The organism is Pararhizobium capsulatum DSM 1112 (assembly GCF_030814475.1).
In the GTDB taxonomy this organism is placed as follows: domain Bacteria; phylum Pseudomonadota; class Alphaproteobacteria; order Rhizobiales; family Rhizobiaceae; genus Pararhizobium; species Pararhizobium capsulatum.
This window is the reverse complement of the sequence record NZ_JAUSVF010000002.1, coordinates 991,282-1,011,263: the sequence shown is the minus strand read 5'-3', so window position 1 is coordinate 1,011,263 and position 19,982 is coordinate 991,282. Positions and strand designations below refer to the sequence as shown.

The 19,982-nt window shown below is 61.1% G+C and carries 17 protein-coding genes; 5 read left to right on the top strand and 12 right to left on the bottom strand.

All coding sequences use genetic code 11. The features are described 5' to 3' along the window. Positions 1-26 precede the first annotated feature (26 nt). Positions 27-2,363, top strand: a complete 2,337-nt coding sequence (locus QO002_RS24955) for a trimethylamine N-oxide demethylase (RefSeq protein ID WP_503128902.1) — start codon at positions 27-29, stop codon at positions 2,361-2,363. 24 nt (positions 2,364-2,387) lie between these two features. Here QO002_RS24955 and QO002_RS24950 read toward each other — a convergent pair whose 3' ends face one another. From QO002_RS24950 to QO002_RS24895, 12 genes are all read right to left on the bottom strand, one after another. After that, positions 2,388-2,987, bottom strand: a complete 600-nt coding sequence (locus QO002_RS24950; RefSeq protein ID WP_307234932.1) for a methyl-accepting chemotaxis protein — start codon at positions 2,985-2,987, stop codon at positions 2,388-2,390. Between the two features lie 129 nt (positions 2,988-3,116). Then, positions 3,117-4,454: a trimethylamine monooxygenase gene (locus QO002_RS24945; protein ID WP_307234929.1), complete on the bottom strand. Its 1,338-nt coding sequence runs from the start codon at positions 4,452-4,454 to the stop codon at positions 3,117-3,119. A gap of 78 nt (positions 4,455-4,532) precedes the next feature. Beyond that, the gene (locus QO002_RS24940; RefSeq protein WP_307234927.1) at positions 4,533-5,573 is read right to left on the bottom strand and encodes a heme-dependent oxidative N-demethylase family protein; all 1,041 of its coding nucleotides are present in this window, start codon (positions 5,571-5,573) and stop codon (positions 4,533-4,535) included. Positions 5,574-5,591: 18 nt separating this feature from the next. Then, positions 5,592-6,557: a PDR/VanB family oxidoreductase gene (locus tag QO002_RS24935; protein ID WP_307234925.1), complete on the bottom strand. Its 966-nt coding sequence runs from the start codon at positions 6,555-6,557 to the stop codon at positions 5,592-5,594. Beyond that, positions 6,554-7,159: a dimethylamine monooxygenase subunit DmmA family protein gene (locus tag QO002_RS24930; RefSeq protein ID WP_307234923.1), complete on the bottom strand. Its 606-nt coding sequence runs from the start codon at positions 7,157-7,159 to the stop codon at positions 6,554-6,556. Before QO002_RS24930 ends, QO002_RS24935 begins: the two co-directional genes overlap by 4 nt. Before the next feature lie 4 nt (positions 7,160-7,163). Beyond that, positions 7,164-8,297, bottom strand: coding sequence for an aminomethyl transferase family protein (locus tag QO002_RS24925; RefSeq protein WP_307234921.1), 1,134 nt, complete (start codon positions 8,295-8,297; stop codon positions 7,164-7,166). Between the two features lie 128 nt (positions 8,298-8,425). Beyond that, positions 8,426-9,310: a formyltetrahydrofolate deformylase gene (gene purU, locus QO002_RS24920; RefSeq protein ID WP_307234919.1), complete on the bottom strand. Its 885-nt coding sequence runs from the start codon at positions 9,308-9,310 to the stop codon at positions 8,426-8,428. Positions 9,311-9,366: 56 nt separating this feature from the next. Next, the gene (gene glnT, locus QO002_RS24915; RefSeq protein ID WP_307234917.1) at positions 9,367-10,674 is read right to left on the bottom strand and encodes a type III glutamate--ammonia ligase; all 1,308 of its coding nucleotides are present in this window, start codon (positions 10,672-10,674) and stop codon (positions 9,367-9,369) included. A gap of 90 nt (positions 10,675-10,764) precedes the next feature. Next, positions 10,765-12,093: an FMN-binding glutamate synthase family protein gene (locus tag QO002_RS24910; RefSeq protein WP_307234915.1), complete on the bottom strand. Its 1,329-nt coding sequence runs from the start codon at positions 12,091-12,093 to the stop codon at positions 10,765-10,767. A gap of 15 nt (positions 12,094-12,108) precedes the next feature. Then, complete coding sequence (locus tag QO002_RS24905; RefSeq protein WP_307234913.1) at positions 12,109-12,795, bottom strand: GltB/FmdC/FwdC-like GXGXG domain-containing protein; 687 nt, start codon at positions 12,793-12,795, stop codon at positions 12,109-12,111. Positions 12,796-12,833: 38 nt separating this feature from the next. Continuing rightward, positions 12,834-13,739: a class II glutamine amidotransferase gene (locus tag QO002_RS24900; protein WP_307234911.1), complete on the bottom strand. Its 906-nt coding sequence runs from the start codon at positions 13,737-13,739 to the stop codon at positions 12,834-12,836. Between the two features lie 104 nt (positions 13,740-13,843). Beyond that, the gene (locus QO002_RS24895; protein WP_307234909.1) at positions 13,844-14,821 is read right to left on the bottom strand and encodes a GlxA family transcriptional regulator; all 978 of its coding nucleotides are present in this window, start codon (positions 14,819-14,821) and stop codon (positions 13,844-13,846) included. A 90-nt stretch (positions 14,822-14,911) separates the two neighbouring features. Between QO002_RS24895 and QO002_RS24890 the strand changes: the two genes are divergently transcribed. The 4 genes from QO002_RS24890 to QO002_RS24875 are packed head-to-tail and all read left to right on the top strand — an operon-like array spanning position 14,912 to position 19,963. Then, positions 14,912-16,162 carry a sarcosine oxidase subunit beta family protein gene (locus QO002_RS24890; RefSeq protein ID WP_307234907.1) on the top strand — a complete coding sequence of 417 codons (1,251 nt, stop codon included), beginning with the start codon at positions 14,912-14,914 and terminating at the stop codon, positions 16,160-16,162. Between the two features lie 9 nt (positions 16,163-16,171). Then, on the top strand, positions 16,172-16,444 hold the full coding sequence (locus QO002_RS24885; protein WP_307234905.1) for a sarcosine oxidase subunit delta: 273 nt from the start codon (positions 16,172-16,174) through the stop codon (positions 16,442-16,444). Continuing rightward, positions 16,441-19,398 carry a sarcosine oxidase subunit alpha gene (locus QO002_RS24880; protein WP_307234902.1) on the top strand — a complete coding sequence of 986 codons (2,958 nt, stop codon included), beginning with the start codon at positions 16,441-16,443 and terminating at the stop codon, positions 19,396-19,398. Before QO002_RS24885 ends, QO002_RS24880 begins: the two co-directional genes overlap by 4 nt. After that, positions 19,391-19,963: a sarcosine oxidase subunit gamma family protein gene (locus tag QO002_RS24875; RefSeq protein ID WP_307234900.1), complete on the top strand. Its 573-nt coding sequence runs from the start codon at positions 19,391-19,393 to the stop codon at positions 19,961-19,963. Before QO002_RS24880 ends, QO002_RS24875 begins: the two co-directional genes overlap by 8 nt. Positions 19,964-19,982: the final 19 nt, after the last annotated feature.

Sequence of the window (19,982 nt, the reverse complement as noted above, 5' to 3'; positions counted from 1 at the left end):
ATTCCGGACGATTTGCAGGTAGCCTGATGCCGCCGAGACCCAGCATGATTCTCCGGCCGGGCATGCCCGCGCTGCCAGCCGGCGTCGAGCGTTACCGGGTCAAGGGGCGTGGCACGACGGTGATAAAGGTCGCTGCCGGCGACCGGGTTACCGTCAAGGATGTCGAAGGCGGGCAGCTTTGCGAAGTGAGCTTTGTCGATGCGGCCGGCCGGTTCAATGCGGCTGGGCTTGGCGTCCCTTTTTCAAGATCAGCCGATGGTCTTCTGGAGATTCTCGGGCGCGATGAGGACAGTGTTCGGCGCACGCTTGCCGCCTTGAAACGGCGCAATGTCGATCCCGCAGGCGCGCAGGCGCTGGTACTGTTCGGCGAAAGTTCCTCGCCGGGGGCATCTGCGGATTTGACGATGGCGCTCGATGGCCTGCTGATCGTCGCTGCTCCCGCGCCGCCGATGAACGTGGAGGCACAGAATACCGCGACCGCGCTTGAACTGCGGGTCATCCGCTTAACGATCGAACGTTCTTACGAGGAGATGCTGCCGGAGCCGATGGCTGATCCGATACAGGACCTGCGCATCCAGGCGGCAAGGGCTTCGGCCTATTTCGTACGGGCCGGAGAGTTCATTCAGGTCATCGATGTCTCGGGCCGGCAGTGTACCGATTTCCAGGCTTTTTCGGCCCGCAAGGTCGACAAGGGGCTGGACCGGGCGCTCGATGCGACGGTGACGCGCACGCTTCTCGGGCGCAGCTACCCGATGCCGGGCCTGCCGTCAAAGGCATTCGACCGGGATTTCGAGCCGCTGGTGGAGATCGTGCAGGATACGGTCGGGCGCCATGATGCGTTCGCCACCGCCTGCAATTCGCGCTACTACGACGACATGGGTTATCCGGGGCATGTCAACTGCACCGACAACTTCAACCATGCGCTGGCGCCCTATGGCGTTGCACCGCGCAAGGGCTGGGAAGCGCTCAACTATTTCTACAACACCAATGTCGATCACCATAATCAGCTCTATCTCGACGAGCCGTGGTCGCGGCCAGGCGATTATGTGCTGATGCGGGCGTTGACCGATCTCGTCTGCGTTTCCTCATCCTGCCCGGACGATATTGATGCGGCCAACGGCTGGGATCCGACCGATATCCACGTCCGCACCTATTCGGACAAGGAAAAATTCTCGCGCGCCGTTGCCATCCGAATGACCCCTGATGCAGAGCCCGAAATGACCCAGGAAACTGCCTTCCACCCGCGCTTCTCGGCGCTCACGCGCAATCAGACGGAATATCGTGGCTATTGGTTGCCCAACCGCTTCAACAATGACGGACCGATCGAGGAATACTGGGCCTGCCGTGAAAAGGCCGTGGTGATGGACCTTTCGCCGCTGCGCAAGTTCGAGGTGACAGGCCCGGATGCGGAGGCGCTCCTGCAATATTGCGTCACCCGCGATATCCGCAAACTGTCCCAGGGGCAGGTGGTCTATACGGCGATGTGCTACGAAAACGGCGGCATGATCGACGACGGCACGGTGTTCCGACTGGGGGACAACAATTTCCGCTGGATCGGCGGCGATGACGTCAGCGGCATCTGGCTGCGCGAGCAGGCGGAGAAGATGGGCTACAAGGCCTGGGTCCGCTCCTCCACCGACCAGATGCACAATCTCGCCGTCCAGGGGCCAAAAAGCCGCGAGATCATCAAGGAAATTATCTGGACCGCGCCGTCGCAGCCGTCGATCGGCGAACTCGAATGGTTCCGTTTCGCCGTCGGCCGCATCGGCCATTTCGAGGGCGCACCGGTGGTCGTGTCGCGCACCGGCTATACCGGCGAACTTGGCTACGAGATCTTCTGTCATCCGAAGGATGCGCTTGCCGTGTTCGATGCGGTCTGGGAAGCAGGCCAGAAGCATGGGCTGAAGCCGATGGGACTGGAAGCGCTCGACGTGGTGCGCATCGAGGCCGGTCTGGTGTTTGCGCACTACGACTTCTCCGACCAGACCGACCCGTTCGAGGCCGGCATCGGCTTTACCGTGCCGCTGAAGTCAAAGACCGAGGATTTTATCGGTCGTGAGGCTTTGATCAAGCGTAAGGAGAACCCCCGCTACAAACTCGTCGGTCTCGATATCGATGCCAACGAAAGTGTCGGCCATGGCGATACCGTGCATATCGGCCGGGCGCAGGTCGGCATCGTCACCAGTTCGACGCGCTCGCCGATCCTGAAGAAGACGATCGCGCTGGCGCGGATGGACGTGCTGCATTCGGAGATCGGTACGGACGTCGAGGTCGGCAAACTGGACGGCCAGCAGAAGCGTCTGCCGGCGAAGATCGTGTCCTTTGCGCATTATGATCCGCAGAAGCTGAAGCCGCGGTCTTGAGTTCTCGACTCTGGTCGCGGATCATCAGCCCGACTTGCCCTGCGCCGTTGCAATCTGCCGTGCGACCGCTTCGGAATCATTGGCGAGGGCGCGCATTTCCGATGCAAGGACGGCAAAGCCGGCGCCGGCTGTTCCGGCCCGCGCCGCCTCAATGCCGGCGTTGACGGCGAGCAGTTTCAGGTAGCGCAACGAATGCAGGATTTCAGCGGTGCGCGCGGCCGTCGCGCGCATGTCGGCGGTCTGTTCGTCGATGCGCTGGTAGAGAGACTCGATGTTGACGATGCTGCCTTCGAGATAGAGCAGTTCGCCGTCAGCGTCCCAGACCCCGCCACCGGTTTCCGTTACCCAGAGATAGTGACCCTTGCTGTGACGGATGCGGTATTCGAGCGTCCAGTCGGTATGGCTTTCCAGCGCCTTGCCGACCACCGCGTCCATGGCGGGCACGTCCTCCTCGCACATGATGGAGGTGAAGGTGCGCACGCGATTGCCGACGATCTCGTCGGTCGGATAGCCGAAGATCCGCTGGATGCCGTCGGTCATCTCCAGCATCGTATAATGCTCGTCCGCCCGACACCTATAAAGAAAACCATTCATGCGACCGAGAACGCTGCTCAGAAAGTCCATGGGAACCCGATGAGTGCTGGAGGGTGAACAGGAAGAGGAATGATCCTCCCGGATGATATTCCGTTGTTCCGAATCATGAGCCGAAGGCCACTGAAATGGCCTTCGGCTTTGGCGCCATCGAACCGAAGATCAGTTCTTCAGATAAACTTCCAGCGTATCGTCCATGGCCTCCAGCCAAGGAGTATGGTGTTTGGGTGCCATGGTGCCGGTCATCAACGATTTGTAGGCGTTGTCACGGAAGCCCATGATGTTTTCGGCCTTGTGATGTTCCCACTCCATGAAGGTCTGGTTAGTGCCCTCGACGTCAAACTTCGGATAATCGGTATCCTCCAGAAGCTCGAGGACGTAGTCGCCCTGGAACCAGATCATCTGTTCGGCGTCTTCGAGCGTTTCCTCGCGGACACGCCACGTGTCGAAGTGCGTCTTCATCTCTTCCTTCGACGGCAGTTCGATGCGGCCCATGATCACATCGCGGGCGTACCATGCCTGGGCGTCGAACATGTTGAAAGTGTAGAACTGGTCCTGCATGCCGATATACATCAGCTGCGGATTGCCCTCGTAGACGACGCCCTTGTAGAGGTTGTCGGACCACAGACGGTTGGCAGTCTTCAGGCGCAGGTCGTCCGGCAGGAACGGGAAGTGGTGGAGATAGCCGGTGCAGAGGATCAGGGCGTCGACGTCCTTGGTCGATCCATCGGCGAAATGGGCCGTCTTGTTGACGAGCTTCTGCAAGAGAGGCCGTTCCTCGAAGCGCTCCGGCCATTTGAAGCCCATCGGCTTGGAACGGTAGCTCGTGGTCACCGATTTCGCGCCGTATTTCCAGCATTGCGAGCCGATGTCTTCGGCCGAATAGCTACGGCCGACGATCAGCACGTCCTTGTCCTTGAACTCCAGCGCATCGCGGAAATCATGGGCGTGCAGGACGCGACCGCCGAAGGTTTTCACGCCCTCGAAATAGGGGACGTTCGGGGTCGAGAAGTGGCCGGAGGCGACGACGACATAATCAAATTCCTCGTCATACATCCGGTCCTCTATGCGGTTGTGGGCGGTGACCGTGAATTTCTTGGTCGCCTCATCGAATGTCACCATACGAACCGGGGTCGAGAAGCGGACCCATTTGCGCAAGTCGGCCTTTTCGACACGTCCCTTGATGTAGTCCCAGAGCACAGCGCGGGGCGGGTAGGAGCCGATCGGCTTACCGAAATGTTCCTCGAAGGAATAATCGGCGAATTCTAGGCATTCCTTGGGGCCGTTCGACCAGAGATAGCGGTACATGCTGCCATGCACCGGCTCGCCATATTCATCGAGGCCGGTGCGCCAGGTGTAGTTCCAAAGACCGCCCCAGTCGGCCTGCTTTTCGAAGCAGATCACTTCGGGGATTTCGGCGCCCTTCTGGGCGGCGGACTGGAAGGCTCTCAACTGAGCAAGGCCCGATGGCCCTGCGCCGATCACGGCTACTCTGGTCATGTACGTTTGTTCCCTTTTTACATCGTTATCAGTGTCTCGGTCGTTGCCGATTTTTGCTTGATGAGGGGCAGCCACGTTTCAATCCGGATAGATCCCCGGGCTCGTCGGTGCCCCGTCGTCGTATTTTGCCAGCCAGTCGATCATGATCGGGCGGTTGCGGGTCAGGCCCTTGTAGTCGACGATCTCGGGCGGCAGGCTTTGCAGCACACGCGGCAGGCGGCGAGCCCATTTCGGCACGGTCACCAGTTCATCGAGACTGATCAGGTAGCAGCGGATGACGAAGAGGATGGCGTTGGAGCGCGGCAGGCGCCAGAGGCTCTGCAACTCGACGCGCAGATGCATCTTGTTCCCAACGTTCTCCGGCGTCACCGTCGTGCGGTCCGGTCCCCATTTGTGGTAGTTTTCCGGCGAGGTATCGAGCCGTGGATTGACGGTCATCGTCCAGTTGAGGCGGCGGGTCGGCTTGCCCTGTTGCAGGTTGAGCAGGAATTTCAGCGCCCGCTCGAACACGCCGATCTGATGGGCGAGGGGTACCGGCCCATGCCATTCCATGAAGTTCATGCCGATGTCGAAATCCAGCGACCAGTCGGCCTGGGTGGTGACCATGCCGGCGTCCATCCAGAGATTGTTGTCGCGCTGGTCGACGATGCAGAAATCGCCCTGGGCCTGCCGGGTGATGTATTCCATCGGCGGATAGGGAAGCGTGGATGGGTCGCCGAAGGTGAAGGTGTCGTCGATGCCCATCGGGCGGTTGATCCAGCGCCAGCGGTCGCCGTTCTTTTCCAGCGTGAAGTGCTCGGGATAGTCCTGCGCCTGATGCTCCATCAGAAGCTCCAGCGTGTCCCATTGCGCCGCCATCATGTGTGGCAGGGCCTGGCAGCGGAGCGGATCCTCCTTCAGCACCATCGCCCGGTCCTGCATCTCCGCGACATAGTGCTCGTCGACATCGATCAGGTTTTCGAAAACGCTGTCCGCCTTGCCGCGCACATGCGGCTCCATGTTGACCGAATACATGTATTCGTCGCGATCGAAGGGGAAGGGGAAGCGCCTGATATTGTAGAGGCTGTTGCGGAAGCTGAAGTCGTCGCGGAACGTCTCGCTCCTGAACGTGATGGTCATCTGTCCGGTCCCCTTAAGCTAGAGTTGAAGAACGAGTTGCTGGCCTTTGAACCGCGAGACGCAGATCATGACCTTCTTGCCGGACGCCTTTTCCTCGTCCGACAGGTAGATATCGTTGTGTTCCAGCGTGCCGTCACAGGACGAGACCGCGGTTTCGCACTGGCCACAGGCGCCGCCGCGACACATGTAAGGCGCGTCGCAGCCGTGGGCCTCGGCGGCCTCCAGAATGCTCTGATGCTCGCCGACGGTCATGTGGATATCGGATTTTTCGAGGAAGACCTGGAACGGCAGGCCGGCGGGAGGTGCCAGAAAACGTTCCGAATGCAGGTTTTCCTTGGGCCACCCGGCTTTCAGCGCTGTCATCAGCACGCCGTCGATCATCCCGGCCGGGCCGCAAACATAGAGATGCGTTCCGAGCGGCTGGTTGTCGGCAATCTCGGCAACGGGAATATAGGTCTTTTCCTCGTCGACATAGATCTTGATCCGGCGCGGGCCGTAACGGTCCAGCAACTGCTGCCAGTAGGCCCCGTGCGAACGGGAGCGGATGGCGTAGTGCAGTTCAAAGGCGATATTGTCGCGGCTGAACTGTTCCATCATGGCGATGAACGGAGTGATGCCGATGCCGCCGGCAAACAGGATGTGCTTTCGACCGCGATGGTCAGGCGCGAAGAGATTGACCGGCTGGCTGACGGTCAGCTGGTCACCAGGCTTCACCTGTTCGTGCATGAAGACCGAGCCACCGCGGGAATTGGGAACCCGGAGCACGCTGATTTCGTAGGCGCTGTTGTCGTCGGGGTTGGACATCAGCGAATAGGGATTGCGGCGCAGAAGGCCGTTGTCGTTCATCGAGACGACGACATGGGCGCCGCCGGAGAAGAACGGCATGGGATGGCCGTCCAGCCGCTCGAAGCGGAAGCGTTTGACCAGATCGGTCACCTCGGTCACATCGGCGACCCGCACAGGCATATCGGTATTGAGGCTCACGGGAACATCTCCTCGGGGGCAGGCGCAGTCCCCGGTTCTTCCGCATCGATGTTGACGCCCTGGAAGGCGCCGAGGCGGCGGGAATAGTGGTCGCGCACCAGCAAGAGAAGTCCGCAATGGGTGCAGGCAAAGGGGCTGGTGGTCACGCTGTCGGTGATGCCCTTGCAGTGCACGCACTGCACCCGGCGTGCGGTGGAGCCGCGATGTTCGGTGCGGATCGAGTTGAAATCGATGCCAAATTCGAGCGCCACCTGCATGATCTGGCCGATGAAGCCTTCGGTGCCGGCGATATAGAGCCGCGTTCCCATCCGGGCCTGCTCAAGACAGGCCCGCAGGCGAAACAACAGCGGTTGAAGCGTCGGCGCCTGCCAGAAGATATCGGGTGAGAGGGCCGAGAGCGTGAGGTCGTAGGTCTTTGGCGCAGCACCCGCGGCCAGATAGAGGATTTCCGATTTTGCGAGGAAATCCCTGCCCTTCAGCTCCACCTGATCGGTGAAGGCTGCCGCCCCTTCGCCCTCGAGGACGAAGAGGTGGCGTTTCGCGTGGGGATCAATGTCGAGCCCCTTATATTCCGGCCTGCTTTTGATCCCTTGTACGAGCATGCCGTCAGCCCTGCGCCGTCCGTTTCGTCTTCTTCGGATCGTCGAAGGTGATCGTGTGGGCGATGGCCGGTGCGTTGACGTTCTTGCCCTTCACCTGCAGTTTCGTGCCTTGAACGGCGTAAGGCACCTCGACGCGCATGATCGCCATCGAGCGGTTGGTGAGCTTGGAATAGGACGGGCAGGTGATGACACCCACCTTCTTGTCGCCATCCCAGACCTCGTCGCCGAGATCTGTCGGACCATCCGCCTCGACCAAAAGGCCGAAGATCTTGAAACGTTCCTTGCCCTTGAGACGCGCATGTTCCTCCGCGCCGCGGAACCCGGTCTTGCCGGGGCTGACCGTGAAGTCGAGGCCGAGCTCCCACAGGCTGTCGCCGGGCTGCTCGTTGGCAAACGGATACATCTGCGAGTTATCGTAGGGGTAGAACAGGAGGTAGCTTTCGACGCGCAGCATGTCGAGAACGCTGAAACAGACGGGGATGATGCCCATCTCCTTGCCTTCATCCACGATGCGGTCCCAGACCATGCCGGCATCCTGCCCGCGCACGAAAATCTCGTAGCCGCGCTCGCCGGTATAGCCGGTGCGCGAGATCATCACCGGCGCGCCGAACAGCGTCGTCTGCATGTGATGGAAATATTTGAGGTCGCGGATACCGGGCACGTATTTTTCGAGATAATCGACAGCGAGCGGGCCTTGCAGCGACAGGTCGTGCAGGTCGTCATCGAACAGCACGGCGCAATTGCGGCCCTGTGCCTGCTTGACGATTTCCTCGAAGCCGGAGCCGGAACCATGCACCAGCATCCAGGAATTCGGGCCTGTGCGATAGACGATGCAGTCGTCGGTGAAATGGCCGCGATCGTTGAGCATGCAGGCATAGACCGACTTGCCGGGATAAATCTTCGTCATGTCGCGGGTGGTGATGTATTCCAGAATGGCGATCGCATGGGGACCGACGAGATGGACCTTCTTCAGGCCGGAGACATCCATGATGCCGGCCTTGGTGCGCACGGCGATATGTTCTTCATAGATGTCCTTGTCGTAGGTCCAGGCGGTTCCCATGCCGCTCCAGTCCTCAAGGTTCGATCCCAATGCCCGATGCCGGTCTGCAAGGGCGGAAAAACGCCAGCTTAGTGCCATATTCTCGTTCCCATTTTCTTTTGTGGAATATTTATTTCCTGAGTATAGCTTCGCTGTTTAAACTCGCAAGAGCGTTCAACTCAGTATCGGCATTGTGGCCCGACAACGCTCGTCGGGATATTTGTGGCTCACCCCATTCGTTCCGAAGCATAGGAGCCGGGGCTCGGCGGGAATATGACCGTGCGGTTGCCGTTGATGAAGGTGCGGTGGTGGATGTGCGCATGGATGGCGCGGGCCAGCACCTGGCTTTCCACGTCCCGACCGATCGAGACATAGTCCTCTCCCGACTGCGCATGAGTGATGCGCGCCACGTCCTGCTCGATGATCGGACCTTCGTCGAGATCTTCGGTCACGTAGTGCGCAGTCGCGCCGATCAGCTTCACGCCGCGCTCGAACGCCTGTTTGTAGGGGTTGGCACCCTTGAAAGACGGCAGGAACGAGTGGTGGATGTTGATGATGCGGCCCGACATCTTCTTGCAGACGGCATCCGACAGAACCTGCATGTAGCGGGCGAGAACGATCAACTCGGTGCCGGATTGCTCGACCACCTCCATCAGCCGAGCCTCGGCCTGCGGCTTGTTCTCCTTGGTCACCTTGATGTGGTGGAAGGGGATGTCGTGATTGACCACCACCTTCTGGTACTCGAAGTGGTTGGAGACGACGCCGACGATCTCGATCGGCAGCGCGCCGATCTTCCATCGATAGAGCAGGTCGTTGAGACAATGACCGAAGCGCGAGACCATGAGCAGCACCTTCATGCGCTCGTCGTTGTCATTGAAGCGGTACTTCATGTCGAAAGGCTTGGCGATTTCGGCGAAGCCTTCGGCAATCTCCGCCATCGTTTTCTGCTCTTCGGATGCGAAGCCGACGCGCATGAAGAATTTTCCGGATTCCATGTCGTCGAACTGCGAACTGTCGTTAATGTTGCAGCCCTTGGCCGCCAGATAGCCGGATATAGCAGCCACGATCCCGCGGGTCGCCTTGCAGGCGACGGTGAGCACGAAGTGTTTCATATGTCTTTCCCGATCAAACGATTGCCGAAGCGGCGTCTCTTCTCGAAACGTAATCTTCAGATATCGAGTGTCGTCTGGCGTTCCCATTCCGTGAAATGCGACGTATAGGCATTCCATTCCTGGTGCTTGAGCTTCAGGTAGGCGCTGGAGAACTCAAGTCCGAGCGTCGCCTTCAGGTCCTCGTCCTTGTCGTATTCGCGCAGTGCATCGAGCAGGTTCAGGGGCAGGCGCGGCGCGTCGGTGACGGTGTGGCCTTCCTTGTACATGTCGATATCGTAGTGGCGGCCGGGATCAGCGTTTTTCCGGATGCCGTTGAGGCCTGCCGCGACGATGATCGCCTGGAGCAGGTATGGGTTGACGGCACCATCCGGCAGCCGCAGCTCGAACCGTCCCGGACCCGGAACGCGAACCATGTGGGTTCGGTTGTTGCCCGTCCATGTCACGGTGTTTGGTGCCCAGGTCGCGCCGGAGATGGTGCGGGGCGCGTTGATGCGCTTGTAGGAATTGACCGTCGGGTTGGTCACCGCGGCGAGCGCCGAAGCATGCCTCATGATGCCGCCGAGGAAGGTCTTGCCCTTGGCGGACAGACCAAATGGCATGTCCTTGTCGGCAAACGCATTGGTCTTGCCTTCCACATCCCAGACGGAGATATGGGCGTGGCAGCCGTTGCCGGTCAGGCCCTTGAAGGGCTTGGGCATGAAGGTGGCGCGAAGGCCGTGCTTTTCGGCAACCGTCTTCACCATGAACTTGAAGAAGGAATGCTTGTCGGCCGTCTGCAGCGCGTCGTCATATTCCCAATTCATCTCGAACTGGCCGTTCGCATCCTCGTGGTCGTTCTGGTACGGCTTCCAGCCAAGTTCCAGCATGTAATCGCAGATTTCGGCGATCACGTCGTAACGGCGCATCACCGCCTGCTGGTCGTAGCAGGGCTTTTCGGCCGTATCGTATTCGTCGGAGATTTTACCGCCATCCGGCGAGATCAGGAAAAATTCCGGCTCGACGCCGGTCTTGACGCGAAGGCCTTCCTTGGCGGCTTCGGAGACCAGCCGTTTCAGCATGACGCGCGGCGCCTGCTCCACCGGCTGGTCGTCCATGACGCAATCGGCGGCGACCCAGGCAACGTCCTTTTTCCACGGAAGCTGGATGACGGAGGATGCATCCGGAAGCGCGAAGAGATCGGGATGGGCGGGTGTCAGGTCGAGCCATGTGGCAAAGCCTGCAAAGCCTGCGCCGTCCTTCTGCATGTCGGCGATCGCCTCGGCCGGAACGAGCTTTGCCCGCTGGCCACCGAACAGGTCGGTATAGCTGATCATGAAATATTTGATGCCACGGTCCTTGGCAAAGGTAGCAAGATCGAGTGTCACTGTGTTCCCCTTTGGATTATTCAGACACTTTTTCATGGAAATGGCCGCCACTACCTTGGGAGATCAGCGACGACCGAAGTTTTATCGAGGTCAGAAGCCTCCCTTGCCGGGGATCCAGCTGGTGCCTGCAAGCGGCACCTGCGCCATGGCGGAAGCTTCGATCGTCAGGGCGACGAGGTCTTCCGGCTCCAGATTGTGGAGATGGTTCTTGCCGCAGGCACGGGCGATGGTCTGGGCTTCGAGCGTCATAACCTTGAGGTAGTTGGCGAGACGACGCCCGGCAGCGACCGGATCGAGGCGCTTGGCAAGTTCCGGGTCCTGCGTGGTGATGCCGGCCGGATCCTTGCCTTCATGCCAGTCGTCATAGGCGCCGGCCGTCGTTCCGAGCTTCTGGTATTCCTCTTCCCAGTGCGGATCGTTATCGCCGATGGCAACCAGCGCTGCCGTACCGATGGCAACTGCGTCAGCACCCAATGCCAAGGCCTTGGCCACATCGGCGCCCGAACGGATGCCGCCCGAGATGATCAGCTGCACCTTGCGGTGCATGCCGAGATCCTGCAGCGCCTGGACGGCGGGACGGATGCAGGCGAGCGTCGGCATGCCGACATTCTCGATGAAGACGTCCTGCGTGGCCGCCGTTCCTCCCTGCATGCCGTCGAGCACGACGACGTCGGCGCCGGCTTTCACAGCAAGCGCCGTGTCGTAATAGGGGCGTGCGCCGCCGACCTTCACGTAGATGGGCTTTTCCCAATCGGTGATTTCGCGCAGTTCCATGATCTTGATTTCGAGATCGTCAGGGCCGGTCCAGTCGGGATGACGGCAGGCCGAACGCTGGTCGATGCCCTTTGGCAGGTTGCGCATGTTGGCGACGCGGTCGGAAATCTTCTGGCCGAGCAGCATGCCGCCACCGCCGGGCTTGGCGCCCTGGCCGACAACGATCTCGATGGCATCGGCGCGGCGCAGGTCCTTCGGGTTCATGCCGTAACGCGACGGCAGATACTGATAGACGAGTGTCTGACTGTGGCCGCGCTCCTCGTCGGTCATGCCGCCGTCACCGGTAGTGGTCGATGTCCCGGCGATCGTGGCGCCGCGTCCGAGCGCTTCCTTGGCATTGCCGGAGAGAGCACCGAAGCTCATGCCGGCGATGGTGATCGGCGTCTTCAGGACGATCGGCTTTTTCGCATGGCGCGCACCGAGCACGACTGACGTGTCGCATTTCTCGCGGTAGCCTTCGAGCGGATACCGCGAGATCGAGGCACCGAGGAACAGGAGGTCGTCGAAATGCGGAACCTTGCGCTTGGTGCCCGCGCCGCGGATATCGTAGATGCCGGTTGCCGCCGCGCGGCGGATTTCTGCAAGCGTATAATCGTCGAAGGTCGCTGACTTGCGTGGCGGGGTATAGGGGTTGTGATAGCTCATGTACGGGTCCCTGCCTTAGTACGCATCAGCGTTATCGATGTTGAAATTGTAGAGCGTGCGGGCCGAGCCGTAGCGCTTGAATTCTTCCGGCGAGACATCCGTGACGCCGGCTTTTTCCAGAAGCTCGGCAAGCAGCTTCAAATGCTTTGGCTTCATTTCCTTCTGGATGCAGTCGGCGCCGAGGCTCTTAACTTCGCCGCGCACGAACAGCTTCGCCTCATAGAGAGAATCTCCCAGCGCATCGCCGGCATTGCCAAGCACCACCAGATGGCCCGACTGGCCCATGAAGGCTGACATGTGGCCGATATTGCCGTGAACGACGATATTGATGCCCTTCATCGAAATGCCGCAGCGCGAGGCGGCGTTGCCCTTGATGACCAGCAGGCCGCCGCGGCCCGTCGCCCCGGCGTACTGGCTGGCGTCACCCTCGATGACGACCGTTCCCGACATCATGTTTTCCGCGACACCCGGGCCTGCCGAGCCATGGACGGTGACGGCGCCGCCATCGTTCATGCCGGCACAATAGTAGCCGACGCTGCCGCGCACTTCGACGGTGACCGGTTGGTCAATGCCGACGGCGACGGAATGGCTGCCGCGCGGATTGACGACCTCGAAATTCGTGTCATTGGCGCCGGGGGCGATGGTGTGCAGGGCGCTGTTCAGTTCGCGCAGCGGCGTTGTGGCAAGGTCGAATACGCGCATTGCTTCCAGACTTTCTCGTTTAACGCTGACATCCACGGTTAGGCCGCCTTCTCATGATCCCAGAAATAGACGGTGGCCGGCTCCGGCTCCCAGACGCGCGCATTTTCGATCCCCGGCAGGTTGACGAGCGCTCGGTACTCGGAGCCGAAGGCGATGTACTGATCGGTTTCGGCCATCACGGCCGGCTTGCAGGCGATCGGATCGCGCACCACGCCGAAGCCGGACTTGGTGCCGACAACGAAGGTGAAGAAACCGTCGAGATCATCGAGCGCGCTGGTCAGCGCCTGTCCCAGATCCTTGCCCTTGGCCATCTCGGCTGTCAGATAAGCGGCGGCGACTTCGCTATCGTTCTGGGTCTCGAAGGTCATGCCTTCGCGCACCAGCTCGCGGCGCAGGTTGTTGTGGTTGGAGAGGGAGCCGTTATGCACCAGGCACTGGTCAGCGCCGGTCGAGAACGGATGGGCGCCAAGCGTGGTGACGGCTGATTCCGTTGCCATGCGGGTATGGCCGATGCCATGGGTGCCCGCCATCTTGCGAATGCCGAAACGGGAGACGACATCTTTCGGCAGCCCGACTTCCTTATAGATCTCGACGCTGTCGCCCGAGCCCATGACCCGGATTTCCGGTCGCTCCTGGGCGAGTAGCTCGCGCACTGCTTGAGACTTGTCCGCATTGGTTTCGATAACGGCATGGGTGCTTTTCAGCTCGACGGCGACGCTTGGATCGACCGGCTTCAGCAGCGCTTCGAGCCCGGCAAAATCCTGTTTGGGGTCGGCCGATTGAACGGTGATTTTGGCGCGGCCATCCGAGGGCGCGCCGTAGATGGCGATGCCGGCGCTATCCGGCCCGCGGTCGGTCATGATGACCAGCATATCGGACAGCATGGCACCCAGTTGCGGTTCCAGGCTCTTGTCCTTCAAAAACAATCCGACAATTCCGCACATGGGGACAATCCTTCGTTTCGTTGATGAAAGATGGATAGCAGCTGCCTTTTTTGATTTCAACTGCGAAGAAAGTTATTTTCCTTTCAGGCAATGAATCGGATCGTTCAGGATCGCTCGGAACTGCCCGATTGCCGGTGCGCACGCGGGGGTTCTCCAAAAGCCCCGCGGTAGCTCCGCGAAAAATGTCCGGCGCTGGAAAATCCGGTAGCAAAGGCAATTTCCGAGATGGAAAGCGGGCTTTGCTGCAGCAGCCGCCGGGCATGATCGAGCCGCAGTTTGCGATACTCGAGTAGGAAGGACGAGCCCATCTGGCCGGAAAAGAGGCGATCGAGATGGCGTGGCGAAACGCCGGCCAGTTTGGCCATGGCCTGTCGATCGATCGGCGCTTCGATCGTCGCCTCCATTTTCTCAAGCACCGTCAGCAGGCCTGGATGGTTGACCCCGTAGCGTTCCGCCAGCGAGGCCCGCTGGGGCGCGCCGGAGCTTTCGACATGGGTATGAAGATACCAGTCGCTGACCCTGCGGGCGAAGTCCGAGCCCATGCGGTCGGCGATCAGCGCGTGCATCATGTCGAGCGGCGCCACGCCGCCGCCGCAGGTGATGCGATTGCCATCAAGGACGTACCGCGCCTGACGGGGCGCAAGGCCGGGAAAGGCTTCCACCAGCGCCGAAGCGTGCTCCCAGTGGATGGTGAAGTCGCGATCCTCCAGCAAGCCCGCCGCCGCCATCAGATAAGGACCGCCGGAAATGCCACCGATGCGCACGCCGTCGCGGGCAAGTTGGCGCAGGCAGGTCAGGACGGCCGGAACGTTCCAGTCGACCGGCGTGCCGCCGGCGCAGACGAAGATGGTATGGAAACCGGACCCGCGGCCGGGTAGCGGCGCGGCGGGGACGGGAATACCGGAAGACGTCATGCTGGCATTGCCCTCGATGACATGCGCCGAAAGCGCATAAATATTGCGGCCGGCAAGAAGATTCGCGGCGCGCAGCGGCTCCACCGCCGAGGCATAGGACATCAGTGCAAATCCCGGGATGAGGATAAAGCCGATCTTCTGGAGGTTTTTCAGATCATCTGAGGTCATGTCCCAATTATGGCGTACAATGTCTCTTTCCTGCAAGTCTCGAAATGCAATCCTGTCATGATCGGCGCGGTTCACCGGGGTTCCCTTGCCATGCGCTACTCTGCCTTTTCCGTTTTTCTGAATGCCCTGCGCGGCAACAAGGGTTGGGCGCCCGCGTGGCGCAGTCCGGTTCCGAAGAACCACTATGACGTGATTATCATCGGTGGTGGCGGGCATGGTCTGGCGACAGCCTATTACCTCGTCAAGGAATTCGGCGTTACCAACGTGGCCGTGCTGGAAAAGGGCTATATCGGCTCCGGAAATGTTGGCCGCAACACCACGATCATTCGCTCCAACTACCTGCTTGAGGGCAACAACCCGTTCTACGAGCTGTCGATGAAGCTTTGGGAGGGGCTGGAGCAGGATTTCAATTTCAACGCCATGGTTTCCCAGCGCGGGGTGCTCAACCTCTACCATTCCGATGCCCAGCGCGACGCCTACACCCGGCGCGGCAATGCGATGCGCCTTCACGGCGTCGATGCCGACCTGCTCGACCGCAACGCCGTGCGACAGATGCTGCCCTTCCTCGATTTCGACAATGCCCGCTTCCCCATCCAGGGCGCGCTGATGCAGAGGCGCGGCGGCACCGTGCGTCATGACGCCGTGGCCTGGGGCTATGCCCGCGGCGCTGACAGTCGCGGCGTCGATATCATCCAGAATTGCGAGGTCACCGGCATCCGCCGCGAAAACGGCCGTGTCGTCGGCGTCGAGACCAGCCAGGGTTTTATCGGCTGCGGAAAACTGGCGCTGGCGGCGGCCGGCAATTCCACTACCGTCGCAGACATGGTCGATATGAAACTGCCGATCGAAAGCCACGTGCTGCAGGCCTTTGTCTCGGAAGGGCTGAAACCCTTCATCGACAATGTCGTCACCTTCGGCGCCGGGCATTTCTACGTCTCGCAGTCCGACAAGGGCGGCCTTGTCTTCGGCGGCGATATCGACGGCTATAATTCCTATGCCCAGCGCGGCAATCTGGCGACGGTCGAGCATGTAGCCGAGGCCGGCGTCGCGATGATCCCGGCGCTGTCTCGGGTGCGTGTGCTGCGCTCCTGGGGCGGGGTGATGGATATGAGCATGGATGGCTCGCCGATCATCGACCGCACTCCTATCGACAATCTCTACCTGAACGCCGGCTGGTGTTACGGCGGCTTCAAGGCCACGCCCGCTTCCGGCTTCTGCTACGCCCATCTGATCGCCCGGAACGAGCCGCATGAAACAGGACGAGCCTTCCGGCTCGACCGCTTCGCACGCGGCCGGATGATCGATGAAAAGGGTGTCGGCTCGCAACCCAATCTGCATTGAGGACCTCACATGGCCAGCCTGATCGCCTGCCCCCATTGCGGGCCGCGTCCCAAGGAAGAATTCACCGTTCGCGGCGATGCCGGAATAACCCGCCCGGCGCCCGACGCTGGTGAGGATGCCTGGTATGCCTATGTCTACCTGCGCGACAATCCACGCGGACGTCATAAGGAACACTGGCATCACACATCCGGCTGCCGCCGGTGGCTGGTGGTCGAGCGCGATACCATGACCCACGCAATTTATGCGGTATCGGATGCCAGCACCGGGGGAGCGCGCGCATGACATCCTACCGTCTTTCCAACGGCGGCCGCATCAACCGCGCCACGCCGCTGGATTTCACCTTCGACGGCAAGCCGATGCAGGGTTTTGCCGGCGACACGCTGGCTTCTGCGCTTCTGGCAAACGGTCGCCAACTTGTCGGCCGCAGCTTCAAGTACCATCGCCCGCGCGGCATCCTGACGGCGGGTGCCGCCGAACCCAATGCACTTGTCACCATCGGCGAAGGGGGACGCACCGAAGCCAACACCCGCGCCACGCTGGTCGAGCTCTACAGCGGCCTCGTCGCGAAAAGCCAGAACCGCTGGCCTTCGGTCGATTTCGACCTCGGCGCCGTCAATAGCCTGCTCTCGCCCTTCCTCGGTGCCGGCTTCTACTACAAAACCTTCATGTGGCCCGCGGCCTTCTGGGAGAAGGTCTACGAGCCGATCATCCGCAAGGCGGCAGGCCTTGGCCGTGCGACGTATGAACCCGATCCGGATAGCTACGAAAAATGCTGGGCGCATTGCGACCTGCTGGTGATCGGCGCTGGCCCCACAGGTCTCGCCGCCGCTTTGACCGCCGGCCGCGCCGGTGCCCGTGTCATTCTGGCCGACGAGGGCTTTGAACCCGGCGGCTCGCTGCTATCGGAAACGGCGCCCATCGGGGATAAATCCGCAAGCGACTTGCTGGCGCAGACGCTGGCTGAGCTGGCGGATATGCCGAACGTCCGTCTTTTCCCCCGCACGACTGTCTTCGGCTGGTATGACGGCAATGTCTTCGGCGCTGTCGAAAGTGTGCAAAAGAACACGGCGACGGTGGACCCGAACCGGCCGGTCGAGCGCATCTGGCGTATCGCCGCCAAACAGGCAATCCTCGCCACTGGCGCCGAAGAGCGCCCGCTGGTGTTCGGCGGCAACGATATTCCCGGCGTGATGATGGCGGGCGCCATGCGCTCCTATCTCAACCGGCAGGCGATCGCGCCTGGAAAAAGCACGGTCATATTCACCAACGACGCCTCCGGTTACGCGACCGCGGCCGATCTGGAAGGGGCTGGCGTTGACGTTGCAGCCATCGTCGACAGCCGCCCGGATGCGGCCCGCACATGGTCCGGCAAGGCACGCATCCTTCCCGGTGCCGTAGTTGTCGATACCATCGGCGGCAAGAGCCTCAAGGGTGTGACCGTCCTGAACAGTGGTCGCTCGGAAACCATCCCGGCGGATGCACTCGGCATGTCCGGCGGCTGGAGCCCGATCATTCATCTCGCCTGCCATCGCGGCGCAAAACCGGTCTGGTCGGATGCCAAGGCTGCATTCCTTGCCCCGGCGCTTCAGGAAGGCTTGACCGTCGCTGGTGCCGCCGCGGGTATTGGCAGCATCGAGGCCTGCCTTGCAGACGGCGCCGGAAAAGCCGCGTCAGCTCTGCAAACTCTCGGCTTCTCGAATGCCAGCGCCGCGTTCGCTGCAAAAGCCGACACGGCAATCGTCTCAAAACCGCTCTGGCGCGTCCACGGCTCCAAGGGCAAGGCCTTCGTCGATTACCAGAACGATGTGCACCTGAAGGATCTCGGCCTCGCCGTCAGTGAAGGCTATGGCCATGTCGAGCTTGCCAAGCGCTACACCACCAACGGCATGGCGACCGATCAGGGCAAGCTGTCGAACATCAACGCCATCGGCATTCTTGCCGAAGCACGCAAAGTCTCGCCGGCCGATGTCGGCACCACGACCTTCCGCCCGTTCTACACGCCGCTCACCTTCGGTGCGCTGACCGGCGCTTCGAAGGGCAAGCACTTCCAGCCGGTGCGCAAGTCGCCGCTGCATGACTGGGCCAAGAAGAACGGTGCGGTCTTTGTCGAAACCGGCCTCTGGTACCGCTCCTCCTGGTTTCCGAAGGCGGGCGAAACGACGTGGCGCGAGAGCGTCGATCGCGAAGTGCTCAACGTCCGTGAGAATGCCGGTATCTGCGACGTCTCCACCCTCGGCAAGATCGAGATCTTCGGCAAGGATGCGGCCGAATTCCTCAACCGGATTTACTGCAACGCCTTCCTGAAGCTACCGGTCGGCAAGGCGCGTTACGGCCTGATGCTGCGCGAAGACGGGATGATTTACGACGACGGCACGACGAGCCGGCTTGGCGAAACCCACTTCTTCATGACGACCACGACGGCTTATGCGGCAGGCGTCATGAACCATCTGGAATTCTGCGCCCAAGCTCTGTGGCCCGATCTCGATGTGCATTTCGCCTCCTCGACTGATCAATGGGCGCAGATTGCCGTTGCCGGGCCGAAATCGCGCACGATCCTGCAGACGCTGGTGGATGAGGACATCTCCGACGCGGCCTTTCCGTTCCTCGGTGCCAGGGAAGTCTCGCTCTGCGGCGGCAAGCTCACCGGCCGGCTGTTCCGCATCTCGTTCTCCGGCGAGCTGGCTTACGAACTGGCGATTCCTGCCGGCTACGGCGAGGCGATCGCCGACGCGATCATGGAAGAGGGCAAGCCGCATGGCATCTGCCCGTACGGCGTCGAGGCGCTGGGCGTCATGCGCATCGAGAAAGGCCATGTCACCCATTCCGAGATCAACGGCACGGTCATCCCGTCAGACCTCGGCTTTGCCAAAATGGTCTCCGCGACCAAGCCGGACTTTATCGGCAAGGCGATGCTGTCGCGCGAGGGCTTGACGGCGGATGACCGGCCTGCGCTTGTCGGCGTCAAGCCGCTCGATCCGGCGACCACCTTCAAGACAGGCTCCCACATCCTCTCGGATGGTGCCGTACCCTCGCTTGCGAATGACCAGGGCTACGTTTCCTCCAGCTGCTATTCGCCCAACCTCGGCTCGACCATTGGCCTGGCCCTCGTCAAGCACGGCGCCAAGCGCCATGGCGAACATGTCACCGTCTGGAACGACCTGAAAAACGAATACACCAAGGCCGTGCTTTGCAGCCCGGTCTTCTTCGATCCGGAAAACGGAAGGCTCCATGGTTGATTTTGCGCTCCTCCACCGTCCTGCCCTTGCCGATGCCAAGTCCGGTTCGTTCGGCGCAGAGTCACCCGATAAGCGGATTACCCTTGCGGCCCTGCCGGAAGGCCACGTGCTGCAGGTTCTGGCCGCGCTTGGAAACGGCAACCTGCGGAGCCTGATCCCAACGGTCAGCGATGGCACCCCTCATGCGGTGCGTCCTTATGGCCCCGGCCAATGGTTTGTCGTTGGTGATGCGCCTCTTTCCGCTGCAGAAATTTTCGGCAAGACACCGCTGCTGGATGGCAAGGCTTCGATTTCTGATCAAGGCCACGGCCGCATCCGGATCGGCATCAGTGGCGCGTCCGTCGAAGCGGTCCTCGCCAAGGGCACAGCCGTCGATCTTGCTTTGTCGAATTTCCCGGTCGGCCATTCGGCAATGACGCTGATCGGCCATATCTCGGCGCTGATCGCCCGAACTGGGCCGGAAAGCTTCGAACTCCTGGTGCTGCGCGGTTTTGCTGAGAGCCTGTGGGACGAACTCATCCAGATGAGTCTGGAGTTCGGCGTGGATGCGAAAACGCTGAGGTAAAGCGGCTGCTTGGTCTCAA